Source organism: Lactiplantibacillus sp. ME-2, assembly GCF_022549155.1.
Taxonomy (GTDB): Bacteria; Bacillota; Bacilli; order Lactobacillales; family Lactobacillaceae; genus Lactiplantibacillus; species Lactiplantibacillus plantarum.
Map to the genome: position 1 here is coordinate 1 of NZ_JAKZEQ010000021.1, position 20,671 is coordinate 20,671.

15 protein-coding genes, 2 pseudogenes and 1 other annotated feature are annotated in these 20,671 nt (G+C 45.9%); of the genes and pseudogenes, 14 read left to right on the forward strand and 3 right to left on the reverse strand.

The genetic code is table 11. From position 1 onward, the window contains the following. From MMY95_RS08870 to MMY95_RS08890, 5 genes and pseudogenes are all read left to right on the forward strand, one after another. Positions 1 to 779, forward strand: a pseudogene (locus MMY95_RS08870) (lp_1303a family serine-rich repeat glycoprotein adhesin); the annotation flags it as partial. A gap of 126 nt (positions 780 to 905) precedes the next feature. Beyond that, positions 906 to 2,541 (forward strand): annotated as a pseudogene (locus tag MMY95_RS08875) (glycosyl transferase family 1). 26 nt (positions 2,542 to 2,567) lie between these two features. Next, complete coding sequence (locus MMY95_RS08880) at positions 2,568 to 4,076, forward strand: glycosyltransferase (RefSeq protein WP_011101348.1); 1,509 nt, start codon at positions 2,568 to 2,570, stop codon at positions 4,074 to 4,076. A gap of 10 nt (positions 4,077 to 4,086) precedes the next feature. Beyond that, complete coding sequence (asp1, locus tag MMY95_RS08885; protein ID WP_053267594.1) at positions 4,087 to 5,613, forward strand: accessory Sec system glycosyltransferase Asp1; 1,527 nt, start codon at positions 4,087 to 4,089, stop codon at positions 5,611 to 5,613. A gap of 29 nt (positions 5,614 to 5,642) precedes the next feature. Then, entirely contained in the window at positions 5,643 to 5,840 is a 198-nt protein-coding gene (locus tag MMY95_RS08890) for a hypothetical protein (RefSeq protein ID WP_003643183.1), read from the forward strand. A gap of 95 nt (positions 5,841 to 5,935) precedes the next feature. Here MMY95_RS08890 and MMY95_RS08895 read toward each other — a convergent pair whose 3' ends face one another. Both MMY95_RS08895 and MMY95_RS08900 read right to left on the reverse strand, forming a co-directional pair. Then, positions 5,936 to 6,463, reverse strand: coding sequence for a class I SAM-dependent methyltransferase (locus tag MMY95_RS08895; protein ID WP_003643182.1), 528 nt, complete (start codon positions 6,461 to 6,463; stop codon positions 5,936 to 5,938). A 68-nt stretch (positions 6,464 to 6,531) separates the two neighbouring features. Further along, positions 6,532 to 7,215, reverse strand: coding sequence for a phosphatase PAP2 family protein (locus tag MMY95_RS08900; protein WP_347192197.1), 684 nt, complete (start codon positions 7,213 to 7,215; stop codon positions 6,532 to 6,534). 113 nt (positions 7,216 to 7,328) lie between these two features. Further along, positions 7,329 to 7,539 (forward strand) — a binding site (T-box leader). Between the two features lie 138 nt (positions 7,540 to 7,677). Between MMY95_RS08900 and leuS the strand changes: the two genes are divergently transcribed. From leuS to MMY95_RS08915, 3 genes are all read left to right on the forward strand, one after another. Beyond that, positions 7,678 to 10,104 carry a leucine--tRNA ligase gene (gene leuS / locus MMY95_RS08905; protein WP_241277611.1) on the forward strand — a complete coding sequence of 809 codons (2,427 nt, stop codon included), beginning with the start codon at positions 7,678 to 7,680 and terminating at the stop codon, positions 10,102 to 10,104. Positions 10,105 to 10,636: 532 nt separating this feature from the next. Continuing rightward, positions 10,637 to 12,307, forward strand: coding sequence for a polysaccharide biosynthesis protein (locus MMY95_RS08910; protein ID WP_011101352.1), 1,671 nt, complete (start codon positions 10,637 to 10,639; stop codon positions 12,305 to 12,307). A 7-nt stretch (positions 12,308 to 12,314) separates the two neighbouring features. After that, a complete protein-coding gene (locus tag MMY95_RS08915) occupies positions 12,315 to 13,055 on the forward strand; it encodes a 16S rRNA pseudouridine(516) synthase (protein ID WP_053267596.1) in 741 nt (246 codons plus the stop codon). Between the two features lie 136 nt (positions 13,056 to 13,191). On the opposite strand, the gene MMY95_RS08920 is transcribed toward MMY95_RS08915, so the two are convergent. Beyond that, complete coding sequence (locus MMY95_RS08920) at positions 13,192 to 14,028, reverse strand: NAD(P)H-hydrate dehydratase (protein ID WP_046947750.1); 837 nt, start codon at positions 14,026 to 14,028, stop codon at positions 13,192 to 13,194. A gap of 126 nt (positions 14,029 to 14,154) precedes the next feature. Between MMY95_RS08920 and pepV the strand changes: the two genes are divergently transcribed. From pepV to MMY95_RS08950, 6 genes are all read left to right on the forward strand, one after another. After that, a complete protein-coding gene (gene pepV, locus MMY95_RS08925) occupies positions 14,155 to 15,558 on the forward strand; it encodes a dipeptidase PepV (RefSeq protein WP_003645262.1) in 1,404 nt (467 codons plus the stop codon). A 26-nt stretch (positions 15,559 to 15,584) separates the two neighbouring features. After that, entirely contained in the window at positions 15,585 to 16,091 is a 507-nt protein-coding gene (locus MMY95_RS08930; RefSeq protein ID WP_003644234.1) for a universal stress protein, read from the forward strand. A 341-nt stretch (positions 16,092 to 16,432) separates the two neighbouring features. Further along, a complete protein-coding gene (locus tag MMY95_RS08935; RefSeq protein ID WP_033098977.1) occupies positions 16,433 to 17,533 on the forward strand; it encodes an ABC transporter ATP-binding protein in 1,101 nt (366 codons plus the stop codon). Next, positions 17,508 to 18,473, forward strand: a complete 966-nt coding sequence (locus MMY95_RS08940) for a sugar ABC transporter permease (RefSeq protein WP_053267597.1) — start codon at positions 17,508 to 17,510, stop codon at positions 18,471 to 18,473. The genes MMY95_RS08935 and MMY95_RS08940 overlap by 26 nt, the downstream gene beginning before the upstream one ends. Then, positions 18,473 to 19,315, forward strand: a complete 843-nt coding sequence (locus MMY95_RS08945; protein WP_003643172.1) for a carbohydrate ABC transporter permease — start codon at positions 18,473 to 18,475, stop codon at positions 19,313 to 19,315. The genes MMY95_RS08940 and MMY95_RS08945 overlap by 1 nt, the downstream gene beginning before the upstream one ends. Next, on the forward strand, positions 19,312 to 20,664 hold the full coding sequence (locus tag MMY95_RS08950) for an ABC transporter substrate-binding protein (protein WP_104795640.1): 1,353 nt from the start codon (positions 19,312 to 19,314) through the stop codon (positions 20,662 to 20,664). Before MMY95_RS08945 ends, MMY95_RS08950 begins: the two co-directional genes overlap by 4 nt. Positions 20,665 to 20,671 lie beyond the last annotated feature (7 nt).

Below are 20,671 nucleotides of genomic sequence, written 5' to 3' on the forward strand. Positions count from 1 at the left end.
CGGATAGTGATTCGGACTCGGATAGTGATTCGGATTCCGACAGTGACTCCGACTCGGATAGTGATTCGGATTCCGACAGTGACGCTGACTCAGACAGCGACTCAGGTTCCGACAACGACTCAGACTCAGACAGTGATTCGAATAACGACAGTGACTCCGATACAATCACAGATTCAGATTCAAATGATGGAACCAATTCTGACAATGGTAGTAATTCTGGCTCAGATGGAAGTTCCAGTTCAAATACTGGATCAGGTTCGGGCAATACGACGGGCTCTACTGGAAATAATTCAGGTACTGGCACTGGTACGACAACTTCATCGACTGCTTCTAACAACGGTGCTGCTTCGACAAGTACGACTAGCTTGAGTGCTGCAGCAACAAGTGGTGTCTCGGCCACAGCCGCAACGTTGGCGGTTACGACACCATCCAGTGACGGTGCTGCAACAACGTCAGCAACTGCTGCTACATCAGTGGTTTATGCCGCTGCTAGCGCTCAAGACGTTGATGCAACTTCTGATCAGACTGATTCAGATTCGAAGAGTAGTAATGATTCTGATAAGGATAAGAAGTCAGCTGATACTGATAGTGCTGATGATAAGGTCGGCTCAAGTAATACTGACGAGAATGGTAAGACTGCATCTGATACAAGTAATAATGCCGGAACGATTTTCGGTGGCTTGTTGACCGCTGCTGCAGCTGCTGGACTCGGCTGGTGGTTCTTCTTGTTCGGTCGTCGTCGTAAAGATGATGATGAAGATGATGAGAATCAAAAATAGTTAAAATTTAAAGCTGATTTGTTAGTACTGCTAACGATATACGTTGTAAAATAAGACTATTAACCAAAACGGGCGTGAAGCCCGTTTTGGCGTACATAAAAGAAAATTGAAAGAGGTAAGACTAAGATGCAAAAATCTACTGTCACCAAGCTTAAGCAAGCACTGATTGCAACTGGAAATTTGAAAGATTACGGTACAAGTACCGTAACCTTGGCACTTTCGGGTATCGGATCATCGACATCGGGCCCAAGTGCGATTCTATCGTTGCGATTCTTTCAAGCAAGCTTGGATAGCAGTTGCACAACAATTAGCCAAAACCCCTCAAGCGAGTTGGGTTCGATTAGAAGCAGTTCAATCAACACAGAAGTTACCAAGAGAAACTTTTGAAAAGCGATTGGCAGCTACTTTTCGGATGAACTATTGGCGATACGGTATTAGTTTTGATGCAGATTTCAAGACAGCCTTATTGGAGATGGAAAGTAATGGACAAGCATTTTTCCGTCCTAGCAAAGCGCATCGAATTGGTAAGAATCGTTCGGGTTCTTGGGTCGACTATGATCGAGTAGAGCCGTATCTTGACAAGCGTGAAGGAGCGCTACCAGTCGATATTCGAAAGACAGAAAATGTTTGGGTCTTTACAACCGCTGGTGTATTTACTGACGGGCAGAAAATCTGGAATCTATCTGAGCAAGAGGATTGTGGTAAGGGCGTTCGGGTGGTGACTGACGAGCAGAGCGAGCTGCAATCAGCTATTGAACATGGTGAAACTTTCCTAATTAATCAGTTAAAAGACAATGGAAAATTTGTCTACGGTTATTTTCCGGCTCGTCAAAGAGTTCTTAGCAATTACAATGTTGTGCGGCATTTTTCGTCCTTATATGCCTTGCTGGAAGCCATTCCATTCACAAAGCGCACTGAAGATTGTGCAAAAGTTAAGTTAGCGATTCAGTGGGGCTTAAAAAATGCCACGATTGAAAAAGAGGGCGCAATCTTCGTCGATGATAATGGCGAGCTAAAGTTGGGTGGACAGGCCTTATTAATACTTGCATTGAGTAAATATCAAGACGTTACCAAGGATGATACTTTCATGCCAGTTTTAATGAAAGCTTTTAAAGGCGTCCATTTCTTCCAAGAACCGTCTGGTAAGTTAATTCATGTCCTAAATCCAGATTTAACGGTCAAAGCAGCTTATCGAATTATCTATTATGAAGGAGAAGTCGCATTTGCGCTTTCCCGACTATATGAGTTAACACATGATAAGAATGTGATGGATCTGGTGAAGCAAATCTTGGATTACATGGTGGCTAATGACTACGGTAAATACCATGATCACTGGATTTCTTATGCAATCAATGAAGCATTACTGGTATTCCCAGACAATCGTGATTATATGAAACTGGGTTTGAAAAATGTATTCAGTCATCTAAAATTCATTGAAGAGCGTGATACCACGTATCCAACATTACTTGAGTTAGTTGATGCGGCCGTCAAAATGACCGATATGATTAAACGTTCAGGTAATGAAGACTTGATAGCACCTTATGACTTGGTTCGTTTACGGCAGGTATTGCGGTATCGTGCGTTGTATGAGATTACTACTGGGTGTTTTCTACCTGAGATTGCAATGTATCTCTATAATCCACAGAAGTTCATTGGTGGGTTCTATGCACGTCATGACAATTTCCGGACACGGATTGACGATTGTGAACACTTCTTATCTGGGTTGATCAACTATTATAACTACACATATCGACAAGCATAATACTAGGTAACAGAAAGGGTGACTGTATGTTTTACTTCATTAATGAATATATTTTAGGCAAGAATTCGAGTGTTGAGCACGCGGCAATCAACCGGGTGAAATTATTTAACCACTATAAAGCGCCAGCCCAGATTGTGACTAAGATGTATGACCGTTTGCTACATCAGACCATGGGAACTTTTCAGTTAGCAAACCAGCAAGTGCTGAATATGTTTGATTACTTTCAACAAACCACGGATGTGCCAACTAAAGTTCTGCATACTGATGACATGCATCTGCCAGTTGAATATGCGGTAGAAGTGGGTGCCAACTTTAGCAAAATTTTTAATGGTGATGAACACGTTAGCAACGTCGGCTTTATTCCTGGAACGATTGGGCGCGTCTTTTACCAAGAATTCTTCGACAATCAAGGTAACTTATCTTCAACTGACCTGTGGGATTGGCGAGGCTTCAAGTCCAGTACACAATATTTTGGTCAGAACGGTAAACTGGTTTTGGAACGGTTTTATAATCTACAAGGCGAGACCGTTATTGAGCAGTACTATGTACCTGACACTAACGGTAATCCGCTAGCGTCACGTTTGATTTTAAAGAATTATCGTGATCAAGCAGAGCGCTTCTTCCAGGACGCGAACCATTTATTTCGTTTCTTCTTGGCCGAACTCAGTCATTTGGACAAGCAAACGACGACCTTTATTAGTGATCGCCCAGGTACCAGTGTGAAGCCGTTGTTGGAACTTCAGGATGATTCTCACAAGTATGTGACGGTTCCAATTTATCAGGCGAAGGATATTAATGACCCAATTCATTCCCCGTTGGACGGGTTCTTAACACCGGCCTTCGATAATCTGCAACACTTTGATGGTTTCATTACAGCTACTGAAAGTCAGGCTCAGCATCTGCGGACGCGGTTCCCTAAAGCTAAGGTGACAGTGTTACCAACTGTAACTACGAGTCCGTTGGCGCAGAGTAAACTACGGCCAATCACGGCCCGCCCCAAGCAATTGCTATACGTTGGGCGGCTGGCGCCAGATCGGCAACTGGATCAGTTAATTCGGACCATTGCGTTAGTTAAGCAACAGGTCAAAGAAATTCAGTGTGACTTTTACGGCTACGGCGATCCAGAGTATCTTAAGACGCTGAATAAGCTGGTTGAAGAATTAAAATTGACGAATAATGTGCATTTATTAGATTATCATCCTGATTTAGAAACACGTTATGATGATTATCAGCTGTTGCTCAATACCGATATTGTTGATGGTGGTCCAATGAGTATGCCGGAAGCCATGAGTCACGGAATTCCAGTGATTAGTTATCGCTTTAATTATGGGCCTAAAGATTGGATTGATGACGGTCATGACGGTTTCATCGTTGATCCTGGCAATCAATTGGCGCTGCGTGACCGGGTCATCGAATTAATGACGGATACGAAGAAGTTGACGGCATTCAGCGAAGCCGCCTTTAAGAAGCTTCATACGTCACAAACTGACTTAAAAGTTTGGCACCGTTGGCAACAATTACTGGGTATTAAGTAGGAGGGCGCATATGTATTATTTCTTAAACGATAACATGCAATTTTCAAAATCAGGAATCGAACAGGCGGAAATCAACCGACTGACTTTATTCAAGAAGCACCATGTGGCTGCTAAAATCGTGACCCGCGTATTCGCAATGAACTTGCACGATGTGCTTGAAGGGGCCAACATTGCCGATGCTGATTTTGTTAATCTTTTTGACTTCTTTTGTGGTAGTCAGTCGGTCAAGCGTCAAAGGTTTGATTTGGCCGACTTTGAAGTGCCAGCCGATGCTATCAAAACCCGGAAGGATAATCAGATTCAAGTCATGGAACGTGGTAAGTTAATCATGATTATTTACCTTCGGGCCGGTACGGAAGCCGTTAGCAATGTGCAATACTTTGACGTTAATGGTCGTACGCTCAAGATGAGTTGGTGGGATACACGGGGTTTTAAGTGTCTTGAACAATTATTTGATTGGGACGGTAAGATTGCCCAAGAAGCGTACTTTGGCCCGGATGGATTGATTCACGTGGAGAAGTTACACTTGTTAAATCACGCTGGTCAGGAGCGAATCACGTGGCGCGTCTTGAACTACAACGAGCAGAGCCATACTTTTAATGGGATGAATGAACTGACCCGTTACTTCTATGATGAACTTAACCAGTTGAATGATGAACAAAATGTCTTCATTTGTGATCGGACCGTTGAATGTGCCTGGGGCTTATTCAATATGACCACACCAGCTAAGAAAGTCTTGCATCTACATAATAACCATGTGAGTGATGCTAAGGATATTATGCATTCTACCTTGAACAATAATTATGCTAATGCGCTGAATAATTGGGCGGCTTGGAACGCGGTCATTTCTGCGACACCGGAACAAACTAAGGACGTGGAAGCCCGCTTTGGTAAGGATATTCCAGCGTTCACTATTCCGGTTGGCTATGTTGATAATGCTACGTTAAAAGCCGCGCCGGTGAAGTTTGACCAACGACAAAAAGACCTCGTCGTGCAAGTTGCGCGGCTGGCACCTGAAAAGCAACAGAATCATTCAATCGAAGCCTTTGTTGAAGTTCACAAGCAGTTTCCTGATGCCAAGTTGGAATTATGGGGTTATGCGAACGGGGATATTGAAAAGCAACTACATGCACAAGTTGCTGCAGCGCACTTGGAAGATGTGGTATTGTTCAAGGGGTATACCACGGATGTCAATGCCGTTTACAACCGGGCCCAATTAGGACTTTTGCCAAGTCGAGCTGAAGGATTCTCATTGATGTTGTTAGAAGCTCAAGCCCATGGGTTACCAATGGTTGCCAATGACGTGAAGTACGGCCCGAGTGATATTATTCAGGATCATAAGAGTGGAATCCTAACGACAGACGGCGATGTGCAACAATTGACCAAAACGATTTTAGAATTGTTGAAGAATCAAGGGCAGCTGGCACAATACAGTGCTCAGGCCTATGAAAATGCCAAGCGTTATTCAGAAGAAGCCGTTTTCAAGCAGTGGCAAGCATTGTTAGATTACTTTAAGCCTGCTAAGGTCACGGCTTAAGTAGATTTGACGGCAAGGGAGGGCGCAAAATGTTAATGATTATGACCATTTATGGGACCGTTAAGATGTTTACCCGAATGATCGTGTACTGTGGCATCGGTGGTCTTGTCCTAATTGTTCGTCACCATAATCGTAAGAAGCGGCGTAACGAGATGGACGAGGGAACTAAGCGGATCATGCGTAATACCCCTAAGGATGAGAACGGTAAGTATCCGTGGGAGAAGTAAGGTACCATTGGTTTTTAAGTTAAGTATCTAATTGAAAAGACCTGTCAGACGAAGCTAATCGTCTGACAGGTCTTTTCGGCTAATTTATCGTTAAATTAACGTTTCTGAATGGCCAACAAATATGGCGGCACATGGACTTGATTAATAAACTGATATTGTAGGACTTGGAATTGATGCTGGTCTAAATTCGTTACGTAATCCAAAACGGCTTGTGCTTCTGTCGCACCACCGGGATGACCAGCATAGACTAGCAGGATAATGAGTCCGTTGGTGACGAGGCGTTCCTGAATGGCTTTTATGGCCGTTAACGTTGTCGTTGGTTTCGTAATGATTTGTTTATCGCCACCTGGTAAATAGCCCAGGTTAAAGACGGCACACTTGATAGGTTGATCAGCGGCAATCTTATCTGCGATGTGTTCATGGCCCGTTTGCCACAGAGTGACTTGATGGGTGAGCGCTGCTTTATCTAAGGCAGTTGTCGTCGCTTCAATGGCCGCTGATTGAATGTCGAACCCGTCGACGTGACCAGTAGTCCCGACCAGATTGGCGAGGTAGACGGTATCATGGCCGTTGCCAACCGTCGCGTCAATCACGTGGTCACCGGGATTGACGACTTGGTTCATTAGCGCGTGGCTATAAGCTAATGCCGAACTGAGTTGAATGAGTGTTACCCCCTTGTTGAATTCATGAATTAGGGCCGCAATCGAAGCGGTCCGTGCCGATAACGCATACTAAAACGCGCACTTATATATAGTAAAACACTTCCAAGTAAAAGGCCACCGATTGTATCGCTGGGATAGTGGACGCCCACGATGACCCGGCTGATCATCATTAACAAGATGGCCGTTATGCCGAGGGCAGTGAGCCAGCCAGTCAAGGCATTGCGGTGCCAGTAGTCAAATGCCAACACGAGCAGACTACCGATAAGGACGGTCGTTGTTGTCGAGTGCCCGCTGGGGTAACTATACCCCCCAATTTGGACAAGTCGCCAAGCGGTTGGCCGTGGCCGCATGATGACCTGTTTGATGAGATAATTACCGTAGCCGGTAATCAGCCAGGTGGTGACCCAAAAGAAGACTGCGCCGCGTGGGTTATGGCCCAGCCAGAGTGCCAGGCCGATAATTAACGTGATTATGGTGATGGTGTGGGGATTGCCAAGCTGCGTATACGTGACCATCGCGTGTTGAAACCACTGGGGACTATGATGCCAAAAATTAGCAAACGTGGTGTCAAAGTGTGTTAACCAAGGCGCCCGTTGCCATACCGCGGCCGTCCAGCCTAACCATCCTATAAATATAAGTAGAATCAAACTGTCCGAACGTTGCCAGGATCGTTGCTTCAATACTGATTCCTCCGATAAATAAATTATTGCCATTATTATAGCATTTTTTATCAGGGGTCCGATTAATGCCGATGATAAAATTTATCGCCAGCGGGGCTTGGACCCTTGAAAAAAACGTGCTGGTTTGCTACTATGAAAACAATAACTTTACGACTCTGAGAAGGAATAGTAGTGGCTGGTGTTTTGCAGAAACTCCGTGGTAGTTGCAAACGGGGATTCACCAATCATGAACTCACCTTCGAGTCTTCCGGCTGAACAAGATTGTAGGTACGGACGTGGTTTCGCGTTAAGATTCCCAAGAGGCCACGGTAACGTGGAATCATAGGTGGTACCGCGGAACCCGTTTTCGTCCTATAAGCTTAATTGGCTTATAGGATTTTTTTGTTTTTTAACCGCTTTTACTGAGTTGAAGCATGAAAATGCCATCTTGAATAGTCAGTTGGAAAGTCGCAATGCTAGCTTTTACATACAAGGCAGCAAGAAAGGGGCACTACTATGGCATACAACCATAAAGTCATTGAACGCAAATGGCAACATTATTGGAAGGAAAACAAAACCTTCAAAACATTAGATACGACGGATAAGAAGAAGTATTACGCCTTAGACATGTTCCCATACCCATCTGGTCAAGGATTACACGTTGGACATCCTGAAGGGTATACGGCCACGGATATTATGTCACGGTTCAAGCGGATGCAAGGGTACAATGTCTTACATCCAATGGGTTGGGACGCATTCGGTTTACCCGCTGAACAATATGCGCTCAAGACGGGGCATAACCCGAAGGACTTTACGGCCAAGAACATCAAAAACTTCAAACGTCAGATTCGGTCATTAGGTTTTTCATATGACTGGGACCGTGAAGTGAATACGACTGATCCAAGTTACTACAAGTGGACGCAGTGGATCTTTGAACAGCTCTATAAGAAGGGCTTGGCTTACGAATCTGAAACGTTGGTCAACTGGGCTCCTGATATGATGGGTGGAACGGTTGTTTCTAACGAAGAAGTGGTTGATGGTAAGACGGAACGCGGTGGCTATGATGTTTACCGGGTGCCAATGAAGCAATGGAGCCTCAAAATCACGGCCTATGCGGACCGGTTGATTGATGACCTGGACGATATTGATTGGCCAGAAAACATCAAAGAGCAACAACGTAACTGGATTGGCCGCTCAGTTGGCGCATCCATTCGTTTCAAGGTTGCTGGTCAACCTGACGATACCGAGATTGAAGTGTTCTCAACGCGGCCAGACACGCTGTTTGGCGCAAGTTACATGGTCTTGGCACCTGAACACGACTTAGTTGAACAATTGACGACACCCGAACAAGCGGACGCTATCAAAGCATACAAAGCTAAAATCGCCAGCAAGTCAGACCTTGAACGGACTGATTTGAATAAGGACAAGACCGGGGTCTTCACTGGTAGCTACGGCATCAACCCGGTTAATGGTGAAAAACTGCCAATCTGGATTGCCGATTACGTTCTGGCTTCATATGGAACTGGGGCCATCATGGCAGTGCCTGCTCATGATGATCGGGACTTTGAATTTGCACAAAAATTTGATTTGCCAATCAAACCTGTCATTGCGGGTGATAATGATTATGACCAACAAGCTTACACTGGCGACGGGGAACACATCAAATCAGGTTTTGTTGACGGTTTAGCTAAGCAACCAGCTATTGATAAGATGATTGACTGGTTAGGTGAACACCATGCCGGTGAAAAGAAGGTCAACTATCGGTTACGTGATTGGATCTTCTCACGGCAACGGTACTGGGGCGAACCGATTCCAGTTATTCACTGGGAAGACGGCGAAACGACGCTGGTTCCTGAAGATGAACTACCATTGCGGTTACCAGCAACTAAGAACCTGGAACCATCAGGAACTGGTGAAAGCCCGTTAGCGAATATCGACGACTGGGTAAATGTCGTCGATGAAAACGGTCGTAAGGGGAAGCGTGAAACCAACACGATGCCACAATGGGCCGGGAGTTCATGGTACTTCTTGCGTTACGTTGATCCGCACAACCGTGAAGCTTTGGCCGATTATGACAAGTTGAAGTACTGGTCACCCGTTGACTTATACGTGGGCGGTGCAGAACACGCGGTCTTACATCTGCTTTACGCACGTTTCTGGCACAAGTTCTTATATGACTTAGGCGTTGTGCCAACCAAGGAACCATTCCAGAAGTTAGTTAACCAAGGGATGATTTTGGGTGATAATCACGAAAAGATGTCTAAGTCGCGGGGGAACGTGGTTAACCCCGATGATATTGTTGACCAATATGGTGCCGATACGTTGCGGTTATACGAAATGTTCATGGGACCATTGGAAGCTTCGATTCCGTGGAGTACCGATGGGTTACATGGTGCCAATAAGTGGATCGAACGGGTTTGGCGCTTAATGATCGATGAAAACAATCGTGTTCGCGACCGAATCACGACTATCAATGATGGTAAGTTGACGAAAATCTACAACGAAACCGTTAAGAAAGTCACGGAAGACTATGAAGCTATGCGCTTTAACATTGCGATTTCACAAATGATGGTCTTCGTAAACGAAGCATACAAGGTCGACGATTTACCAATCATTTATATCGAAGGCTTTGTGAAGTTACTGTCACCGATTGCACCACATTTGTCGGAAGAACTATGGTCATTATTAGGCCATGATGACACGATCACCTACGCCACTTGGCCAACGTATGACGAATCTAAGTTAGTAGAAGACACGGTCCAAATCGTGCTTCAAGTTAATGGTAAGGTTCGCTCGCACGCCGAAGTCGCTAAGGATATGGGCAAGGATGAACTTGAAAAACTAGCCCTGGCGGATGAAAAAATCCAGGAATTTACGGCCGGCAAGACAGTTCGTAAAGTGATCGCCATTCCTGGTAAACTGGTTAACGTGGTTGCCAACTAAGTACCACGACCAGTATCAACTTAAATGAATATCGCTTAAATTAATCGTGATGGTGACTGACAATTGTTGGTTGCTATCACGATTTTTTAACTACTCACAGAACTAATTAGTGCGGTTACGATTGATTTGGTTAAGTGAATAAAGATTCTGAGGACGTTCTGGTTCGGTTTGGGAGACAAATCACACGTGTTTTTGGTGGGCAGGGCGTGTGCAACCGCCTATGCTTAACTTAAAACTAGCAGTAACGTGGTTTAATCAGCGGAAATGGTTATCATGGCGATCATGGCGGCACTCTGCTGTAATCGAATTTGAGACCGCATCGTGGCCGCTGGTAAAGCGTACGGATTGGTCTTTTTTCTGTATCAGCCATAGGGTATCGGACGGCGGTACGGTTCGCCAATAGCTGGTGCAGTTGTCAAGACCTTATCATTAAAGTTCGGTTAAACTCACGCATAAGGCCGGAATTGAATTGCAACTTGTTTGTTTTTCATCTAAAATGATTAGGATTGAATTAAGAAAGTGGGTTACGAACATGTCTGAGGAATCAAAAGCTAATCAGCCCCAGAATGCACACGTGAATTCTGAAGCCGAAGCGCACCAGAAGATGGTGCGCGGGTCGGCTTGGATGACGGCTGGGAGTCTCTTTTCACGGGTGCTCGGGGCGATTTATATTATCCCGTGGGTTATCTGGATGGGCGCTGATTATACGCAAGGTAACGCGCTTTATGCCAAGGGATATAATATTTATAGTTTTTTCCTGCTAATTGCGATCGGGGGAATTCCGTCCGCAATTTCTAAACAACTTTCCGAATATAATGCGATGAATGAATATGCCGTTGGACAGCGCTTGTTCAAGCGGGGCTTGTTGTTGACGTCAGCCTTTGGGATTATTGGTGCCATTATTTTATGGTTTGGTGCTGGCTTGATTTCAACAGCTTTTGGGGGCTATGATGCCAATCTGATTCCCGTCTTGCATGCGTTGGCTATTGCCTTGGTGATTCTGCCATCGATGTCTTTGACCCGGGGATTCTTCCAAGGGTATCAACAGATGGCGCCGTCCGCAATCTCACAGTTCGTGGAACAAGTCTTTCGGGTCATCTATATGTTGGGTGCGACGTATTTCATCATGCGCGTCGCTCACGGCGATTGGGTGAATGCCGTGACCCAATCGACATTCGCAGCATTCGTCGGGGCGGCTGCCAGCTTCTTATTACTCGGTTGGTATTATTTCCGCAAACGGCCCGAGCTAAATGCCTTAGCTGCTCAGAGTGAGAACAAACTAGTTATTCCAGTCTGGCAATTGTTCCGCGATATTATTATTCAGGCGATTCCATTTATTGTGATCGATACCGCAACGACAGTCTTCAACCTGTTGGATCAAGCAACGTTCCAACCGATGATGCGGCTGGTTTACCATTTGGGTACTAAGCAGATCGATACGTTGTATGCTTACTTTGCATTTAATGCGAACAAATTGGTGATGATCATTGTGTCATTGGCGTCTGCGATTGCCGTGACGGTCGTGCCGATTTTATCTGAATCATTGGCCAGTCATAATATGCGTAATATTCGTAAACAATTGGAAGATTCGATTATTTTATTCCTATTTATCATGATTCCCGGAGCGCTGGGGATGGCCGCAGTGGCACAACCACTTAACACGCTCTTTTATAGTTATGATCAAATTGGAACGTTGATTCTGCAGATCTCAGCATTTACCGCGATTGCTTTAGGCTTTTTTACGGTGATTTCGGCGCTGATGCAAGGCCTATCACGCAACCGCGATATTATTCGCTATTACTTGATCGGCTTACTGGTCAAAATCGTGATTCAGTTACCATGTATCTATTTCCTATCAACGGCTGGGCCCCTGGTTGCGACCGCGATTGGGATGATGGTTGCGAGTCTGATGGCGATGTATGATTTGGAAGTCAACTTTGGAATTCGTTACGTGAAGTTATTACCAAAAATCAATCGAATTTTAGTTTATTCGATTTTAACATACGTCACGGCACGATTAGTTGTTTATGGGCTGAACTTTGTGTTGAATGAGCACAGTAAGACGCAATCGTTCTTGATCGTGGCCCTAGCAGTTATCGCTGGTGGTGCGGTTTACGTTTACTTAGCACTCCGTTCACGGATGGCTGATTTGATGATTGGAACGAAAGCTGCTGGGTTACGACGGAAATTACGGATTAAATAGGTGAATTATGCGAGTAGATAAATTTTTACATGCGATGCGAATTGGCACGCGGACTCAAGTACGTCGTCTGATTAAAGATGGTCATATCACTGCCAATGGTGAGCCAGTAATCTCTGGCAAACAACAGATTAACCCTGGCAGTGATACCGTCTTTTTAGATGACGTGCAGGTCCGTTACCAACAATACTTCTATTATGTGATGAATAAGCCAGTCGGGGTCATCACGGCAACGACGGATTCCGCTGCGAAAACGGTGATGGACCTGTTCAATACGGCGGATTTTCGTGACGATCTATTTCCAGTGGGTCGTCTCGATAAAGATACTGAGGGAATCTTGGTCATTACGAACGATGGAACCCTATCACACGACCTATTGTCGCCGAACCACCATGTTACGAAGGTCTATGAGGCTGAAGTAACGGGGGAAATCACTGCAGCTCAATTGGCTAATTTTAATGATGGAATCACGTTAAAGGACGGGACTGAACTGCAACCGGCTCAGGCTGAGATTGTTCAATTCCATGAAATCGAGAACTTTACCACGATTCGAATCATGATCCATGAAGGCAAGTATCACCAAGTTAAGCGGATGGTCGGAACGTTAGGTGAACGGGTCGTCGGGTTACGGCGAATCAAGTTTGGTTCGTTAACGCTACCCGTTGGCTTATTAGCGGGGAACTATCGTGCGCTGACTGATGACGAACTAACAGCGTTGAAGGCGGATGCGAACCAACCCGTAGGCGAATAGTGCGTGTTACGAATTCGGCCACTCTGGTTTAAACTAAATCATTAAGCCCCAACTAACTATGAATTCAAGCATGGTTAGTTGAGGCTTTTTTAGCATAATGTCGTTGGCTTGTTCGTGTTCATTATGGTCCAGCTAGCTAAGGGCGTTCAATCTGACTAAAGCGGTGCATGTAAGTCGGAATGCGGGTACTGATTTGATGCGGCAAGACGACGTACCGCGTTGCAGCGAGGTCATCGGCAATGGCACTGTGCAAGTAGACCGCGCTGAGAACGGCATCGGTGAAATTATGAAATTGACTTACGAAGCTACCAATCATACCAGCCAACGTGTCACCCATGCCGCCGGTCGCCATGGCCGGAGTGCCGCCGGGGTTGAACCAGACTCGTTCGTCAGTGTAGACGGTCGTGCGATGAGCTTTGACCACGGCCGTAACACCTAACCGTTGTTGCGCGTCATGATTGGCAGTTGGGGTTTGATCTTTGATCGCGATACCGCTAAGTCGTTGCCATTCCATTTGGTGTGGCGTGACCACGATGTCCGTGGCGGGTAAGGGGCGGGCCTGCTGTGCAAGCAAGGTCAGCGCCGAACCATCGATGACCAATCGTTGTGGGACGTGCGTCGCAGCGAGAACGGCGGTCAGTAACTGATCAGCGACGGTATCTGTTCCAAGGCCTGGACCGATGACGATAACGTCCATTCCTGCCAGCAGGTTTAATAAGGTGTCCGTTTGGTGATAGTCAATGACCATGGCTTCGGGTAGCCGAGCATGTAGACTCGTGAAATTAGACGGGTCGGTAGCGACCGTCACCAGACCGGCACCACTATATGTTGCGGCCGTTGCGGCCATGATGATAGCACCACCAAAATTTTGATTACCCCCAATCAGCATGATTCGGCCGTAATTGCCTTTGTGAGAATCAGCCGGTCGTTTGATAATCGTTCGGCTAACAATTTCAGTTGTAATAGGTTGCATAAAATGACCAGCTTTCTAAGTTAATTTACTTTGAGTATACCATTTTCCAAAAGCGGTTACTTACGATTATTAAGTTGACGACAGCTATGATAAAATTGAGGTAACAATATGTGGGAGGAATTTAACATGTCAGTTGATTGGAAAAATGAAGCAACTAAGCATCAAGATGATTATTTAGCAGATTTAACCACCATGCTCCGCGTACCGAGCTTTCGTGACGATAGCCAGGCGACGGATGATGCACCCTTAGGCCCTGGTCCTAAGCAAGCGTTAACCACGTTTTTAGCGATTGCGGAACGCGATGGCTTTAAGACCAAGAACATTGATAACTTGGTCGGTTATGCTGAAATTGGTGAGGGGGATGAAACCTTGGCAATTTTAGCCCATGTGGATGAAATGCCTGCTGGTAACGGCTGGGATACGGACCCCTTCGAACCAACCATCAAGGATGGCAAGATGTATGCCCGCGGCGTTTCCGACGATAAAGGCCCGGGAATGGCGGCCTACTATGGCTTAAAGATTGTCAAAGAACTTGGCTTGAAGCTCAATAAGAAGATTCGCTTTATCGTTGGGACAGATGAGGAAAGTAATTGGACTGGAATGAAACGCTACTTTGAAGTTGAACCAGCGCCAACCTTGGGCTTCTCTCCAGATGCCATGTTCCCGTTGATCAATGGTGAAAAGGGAAATGTGAGTCTGCAATTACACTTCGGTCATGAAGATAATGGCGACTTTAACCTTGTTTCTTTTGATTCTGGCTTGCGTGAAAATATGGTGCCGCGTGATGCCGAAGCCGTGGTCGCGACGGATGACAACGAGCAGTTGGCGGCCGACTTCACAGCGTTTCTGGACCAGCAACCAGTAACTGGTGAATTAACGGTCGTTCCTGAAGGCGTTAAGCTGGAAGTTGTTGGAAAGGCCGCCCATGGGATGGAACCACGTAACGGGATCAATGCCGGAACCTACCTTGCAACGTTCTTGACTAACTATGCCTTTGCTGATGATGCCGCTGCTTTCTTAGACTTCGTGGCTAATAAGCTACACGATGATTCACGGGCGAACCAGTTAGGCTTAGCTTACAAGGATGACGTTATGGGTGATTTGACGATGAATGTCGGGTTACTCAGCTTCGACCATCAAAAGGGTGGTGCGTTAACGTTGAACTTCCGTTATCCGAAGGGAATCGAACCTGCTGATTTAACGGCGAAAGTCCAAGCACAGTTACCAGCTGGTGCCACGGTCACGCAGGGTGACTTCATGGTGCCACATTACGTTGACCCTGAAGACCCGATCGTCAAGGATTTGATGGACGTTTACCGGCGTCAAACTGGTGACACGGCCTCACAACCACAAATTGTTGGTGGTGGGACTTATGGCCGGATGATGGCTCGTGGGGTTGCCTTTGGGGCACTCTTCCCAGATACCGAAGATACGATGCACCAAGCCAATGAATTCCAACCAATTGACGAATTAATGGCTGCAATGGCGATTTACGCTGAATCAATTGCCGTGTTAGCAACCGACAAATAGTGATCCTTTAATGGAGGGTGATGGTTATGACGATGGTTAAACGCATTTTAGTCGGCATCGATACGAGTCCTCAGTCCCAATTAGCTTTAACGAAAGCAATTAAGATCGCGGTCGAGCAAAATGCCGCTTTGGATATTGTGACGGTCATTAATACTGAGAAATTTATTGGTGTGACTCAAGGGCCGATGGGTTTTGGCGCAACGACACCGCAGGCATTGAACGAATTGACGGCCGGTCTTAAAGCGAATCTCGCTAAGGCTCGCCAACAAGCGATGGCCGCGGGTGTCAGCGATGTGCGGGTTCACTTACATTCAGGTAATTCGAAGTTATTGTTAGCGACGACTTTACCAGACCGCTATGGCACTGACTTGATCGTTGTTGGGGCCACAGGTCTTAACAACGTGGCACGGGTGTTAATTGGCTCTAATGCTGCTTATGTGATTCGCAATGCTACCTGTGACACGTTGGTGGTGCGCACAGATGCTGATCAACAGCCAGTCAAACTGCCAAAGCATACCACTCGTCGGCTTTAATTGAAATTTTTAGGACATCCGATAGTGTGTCCAGATAAACATTTGAGCGGCTTTTTCAAGCTCGATATCGGACACAGAGAAAACCGACTCAAGGTGGACCGTTATCATCCATGACAGATTAACTGGTAGGACACAGACTAAATAGTTGTTTCGAGAATGTACAAATTCTCGAAACAACTATTTTTTATTCACTCCGAATTTGTTGGTGGGGCGCTGTTTATGAAAAAAATACATAACCCATACGTTATTTTTACATTATGCCAACATTCCCGATACGTTGGTCTGGCATGATTAAAGAGTAATCTAATAAATTACAAATAAAAGGTCGAGGGGATATGAATATGGGAATTACCTTGCAGAACATCACAAAGACGTATGATAAGGCGAAACAGCCAGTTTTAAACGATGTAAATGCCGAGATTCAAGACGGAGAGTTATTCGTGATTGTTGGGCCATCCGGTTGTGGTAAAAGTACGCTGCTGCGGATGATTGCCGGTATTATTCCAATTACTAGTGGAAAGCTGGCCATCAATGGTCAGATCATGAATGCAGTCCCACCAAAAGATCGAAAGCTGTCAATGGTTTTTCAAAGTTATGCCTTGTACCCTTTTTTGGACGTGGCTGCCAACGTTGCGTTTGGTTTACAAGCACGAAAAATGCCGGCCGCGGAAGTCGAGCGTCGGGTCAATGCCGCGTTGAAGATGGTCAATTTGACGGCTTATCGTGACCGCAAGCCGCGCGAACTATCTGGTGGTCAACGGCAACGAGTGGCTTTGGCTCGGGCGATTGCCAGTGATGCTAAGGTTTGCCTGATGGACGAACCGTTATCAAACCTTGATGCGCAACTACGCGTGCGAATGCGGACCGAAATTCGCGAACTGCAACGTAAGCTCGGATTGACATTGATTTATGTCACCCATGACCAAACTGAAGCGATGACCATGGCCGATCACGTAATGGTGTTAAATGAGCGTCACGTGCAGCAGATTGATACACCGTTAGATATTTATAATCATCCTGCTAATCATTTCGTCGCTGAATTTTTCGGTACGCCACAGATTAATTTACTGCCAGTGGTGACGAAAACCGCTCGTAATTTACACGTCGCGGAGGGCTTTCAGATTGCGCTTAACCAACCATTAAACGCGGGGAGCTATACGATTGGTATCCGACCTAATCAGCTAAACGCAGTACCAGTTACTGATGAGCGCGGTAATGGCAAGGTTACGAATGTCGAGACACTGGGCGAGATGACGATTATCGAAGTGCAGGCTGATAACGGGACGGCATTGCGAATTGCACAATCTGGTCAGGTCCAATTACCACTTGAACAACGGGTGAATGTAACCGTTAATGGTAAGATCTTCATTTTTGATGAGCACGAACAACTGATTGCTGAAGAGGAGGGTGTTACTAGTGATCAACTCGTTTCCGTCGATTAAGCGACGCCTTAAGCCGAAACAATCGCCAGATGCGCATGACCAAGCAAATGTGCAGACCGGCAGTTTTGAATTAAAGCGTAATGATAAATATTATGCTTGGCTATTTCTTGGGCCCTCAATACTCGCCCTCAGTGTTTTTGTTTTCTATCCAATGTTACGCACCTTGTATCTAAGCTTTTTCTTGACTAATAGTCTTGGTGAACCAACCGTCTTTGTTGGTTTGCAAAATTACCTTAATTTGCTGACGACTAATAGTTATCTTGCTAGCCTGCAAGCCACTGGAATCTATGTCGTGGGTGTGACAGTGTTCACGTTAATTGGGGGGTTACTGTTAGCGGCCGCTGCCAATCAAAGGGTTCGAGGTATCGAGCTATTTCGAACTATGTTTACCTCGACTATGGGAGTGTCTGTCTCGGTCTCCGCAATTTTCTGGTTATTCATGTTTAATCCATCCGTGGGCTTGTTGAATAAGGTGGCCATCTGGATGCACTTACCGGCAATTAATTGGTTAACGGAGCCACACTGGGCCATGGTGGCGATTATTATGACGAGCGTTTGGATGCACCTCGGATTTACTTTTCTGATCTTTTTTGGGGCATTGCAAGTTGTGCCTAAAACCTTATATGATGCGGCCGATGTGGCGGGGACCAGTCGGCGTTATCAGTTCATCCATATCACGTTGCCAATGATTTCCCCCACACTCTTCTTTGCGGCGGTGATTACGTTGATCTCAGCGTTCAAGAGTTTCGGATTGATTGACTTAATGACTGCGGGTGGGCCTACGAACGCCACCAACTTATTAGTTTACCGTATTTATCGGGATGCCTTCGTTGATGGTAACTATGCGCTTGCTAGCACGGAATCGATCATACTAGCAATCATTATTGCAGCGATTACGGTAATCCAATTCAAACTTTTAGCAAAGCGGGTGCATTACTAATGGAAAATACGATGGCTACTCAAGCCCTGATTCGACATCGAATCGGTATCGGATTCCGGTACTTGTTATTAATTACATTAACGTTAGTCATTATTTTACCGTTTGTTTTAGGGTTGTGGACCAGCTTTTTACCAACGACGACTATTGCGAAAGGATCACTGAGCGGAACCCTTTCTTGGCAGAACTATCAGGATGCGTTTACCAAAACACCCATTCTTCGCTACTTATTTAACAGTTTAGTGATTTCAATCATTCAGATGATTGCTCATCTGTTTTTTGCATCAATTGCCGCCTACGCCTTTGTGTTTTTAGAATTTAAGTATCGGGATGCGTTGTTCTACTTGGTCTTGGCAACTATGATGCTACCATTTGAAGCTGAAGTGATTCCGAACTTTCACACGGTCCGTGCGATGCACTTGTTGAATCACTATGCGGTGATGGTTATCCCGTTCTTAACTTCGGCCTTTGGTATCTTCATGTTACGTCAAGCCTTTCTGCAAATTCCGCGAGACTTAAAGGAAGCCGCTGATGTTGATGGTCTCTCACACTGGCAATTTTACTGTCGCGTTGCCTTACCATACTCACGGATTAGTTTATTGACGCTAGCTGCTTACAGCTTTTTAGGAAGCTGGAACCAATATTTATGGCCAATGCTGACCACGTTTTCAAATCGGCTACGTCCGGTCCAAGATGGATTGCGGCAATTGCATTCGGAGGAAACCGCTACGAATTGGGGACTCGTTCAGGCGAGTGCCGCCATCGTGGTGATTCCAACATTGATTGTCCTTTTCTGGGGGCAACACTACTTTAAATCTGGATTGAATGAAGGTTCGGTGAAATGATGAAGATAACGCGGAAGTGGCAGTGGCTAGCCGGTATGATGGCTGTCCTCTTGGTAGTGGGTGGGGTCGCTTATAGTCGGACCCGTGTCCATGCGGATAGTAGTCGCATTAAAGTGGTGTTTTGGCATGAGATGAAAGGTCCTGGTCAACAAGCGATTGACGCCTACGTTAAAGCGTTTAATCACCAACAGTCCAAATATGAAGTTGTAGCCGAGTTTGAGGGTGGCTATAATGGCGTCATTCAAAAAATCTTGAATACGCATGGGACGGCCGCGTCACCAGCTCTATTTCAATCGATGGATATTTCCACCAGTCAGATGTATCACAGTGGTTTCACGACACCGATGCAGAAATTTATTGACCGTGACCATTACGATGCTGATCAAATCATTCCGGGCGCCAAGGCGATCGTGATGCGCGACAATCAATTGCTAGCAATGCCGTTTAATGCATCGCAAACGGCGCTTTATTATAATAAGAGGGTCTTGCGTCAGTACGGGATTACGCCGCCGCCAGTGGATCCGACTTACGATGATATCACGCGAGTCGCTAAGGCCATCCACGACAAATCCCATGGCAAAGTCAAGGGAATGACAATGGAGGCCTATTCGTGGCTATTCGAGCAGCTGGTCGCTAACGCAGGTGTTCCCGTTGCCGATCATGATAATGGTCATACTGGCAATGCGACTAAGGTCGACTTTACGAGTCCCGCGGCGATCAATGCGATGAAGTGGGTTAAAGAAAATATTGACTATGGTGACTTTATGAACTTTGGTTCGGGTGGTAATGCTGCTGCAAATGAAGCAGCCTCTTTCTTGGCAGGCCATTTGGGTATCTTCATGCAATCGTCCGCGAACACGGGTCAGTTGTATCAAGTGCTCAAAAATGATCTAGGTGTCACATATTTCCCACGGCCGAATGGTCAGAAAGCTAACGGAATCGCAGTTGGTGGGGCGGCACTTTGGATTGCAAACGATAAACCAAGCGCGGTCCAAGATGGCGCGTGGGAATTCACTAAGTTTCTCGCTAGCGCACAGACGCAAGCCGATTGGCAAGCCAAGACTGGTTATTTAGCCGTTAATAAGGGGGCTAAGGACAAGCCAACGCTGAAAAAACTATTCAAGAAGTCGCCGGTCCTAGAAGTTTCTGGTAATCAGATGCTACGAACGAAGCCTAATAATACGAACTCAGGTGTCTTTGTCGATGGTTGGGTTCCCGCACGGACGGCGATTCAAACGGCGATGCAGCAGATTTTTGCAGGCCAAGATATTCGACAATCGTTGCAAACGGCTGAAAATACGTACAATAAAGTGTTAGAATCAAATAACCGTGCAAACGGTCGTCATTAATCGGAAA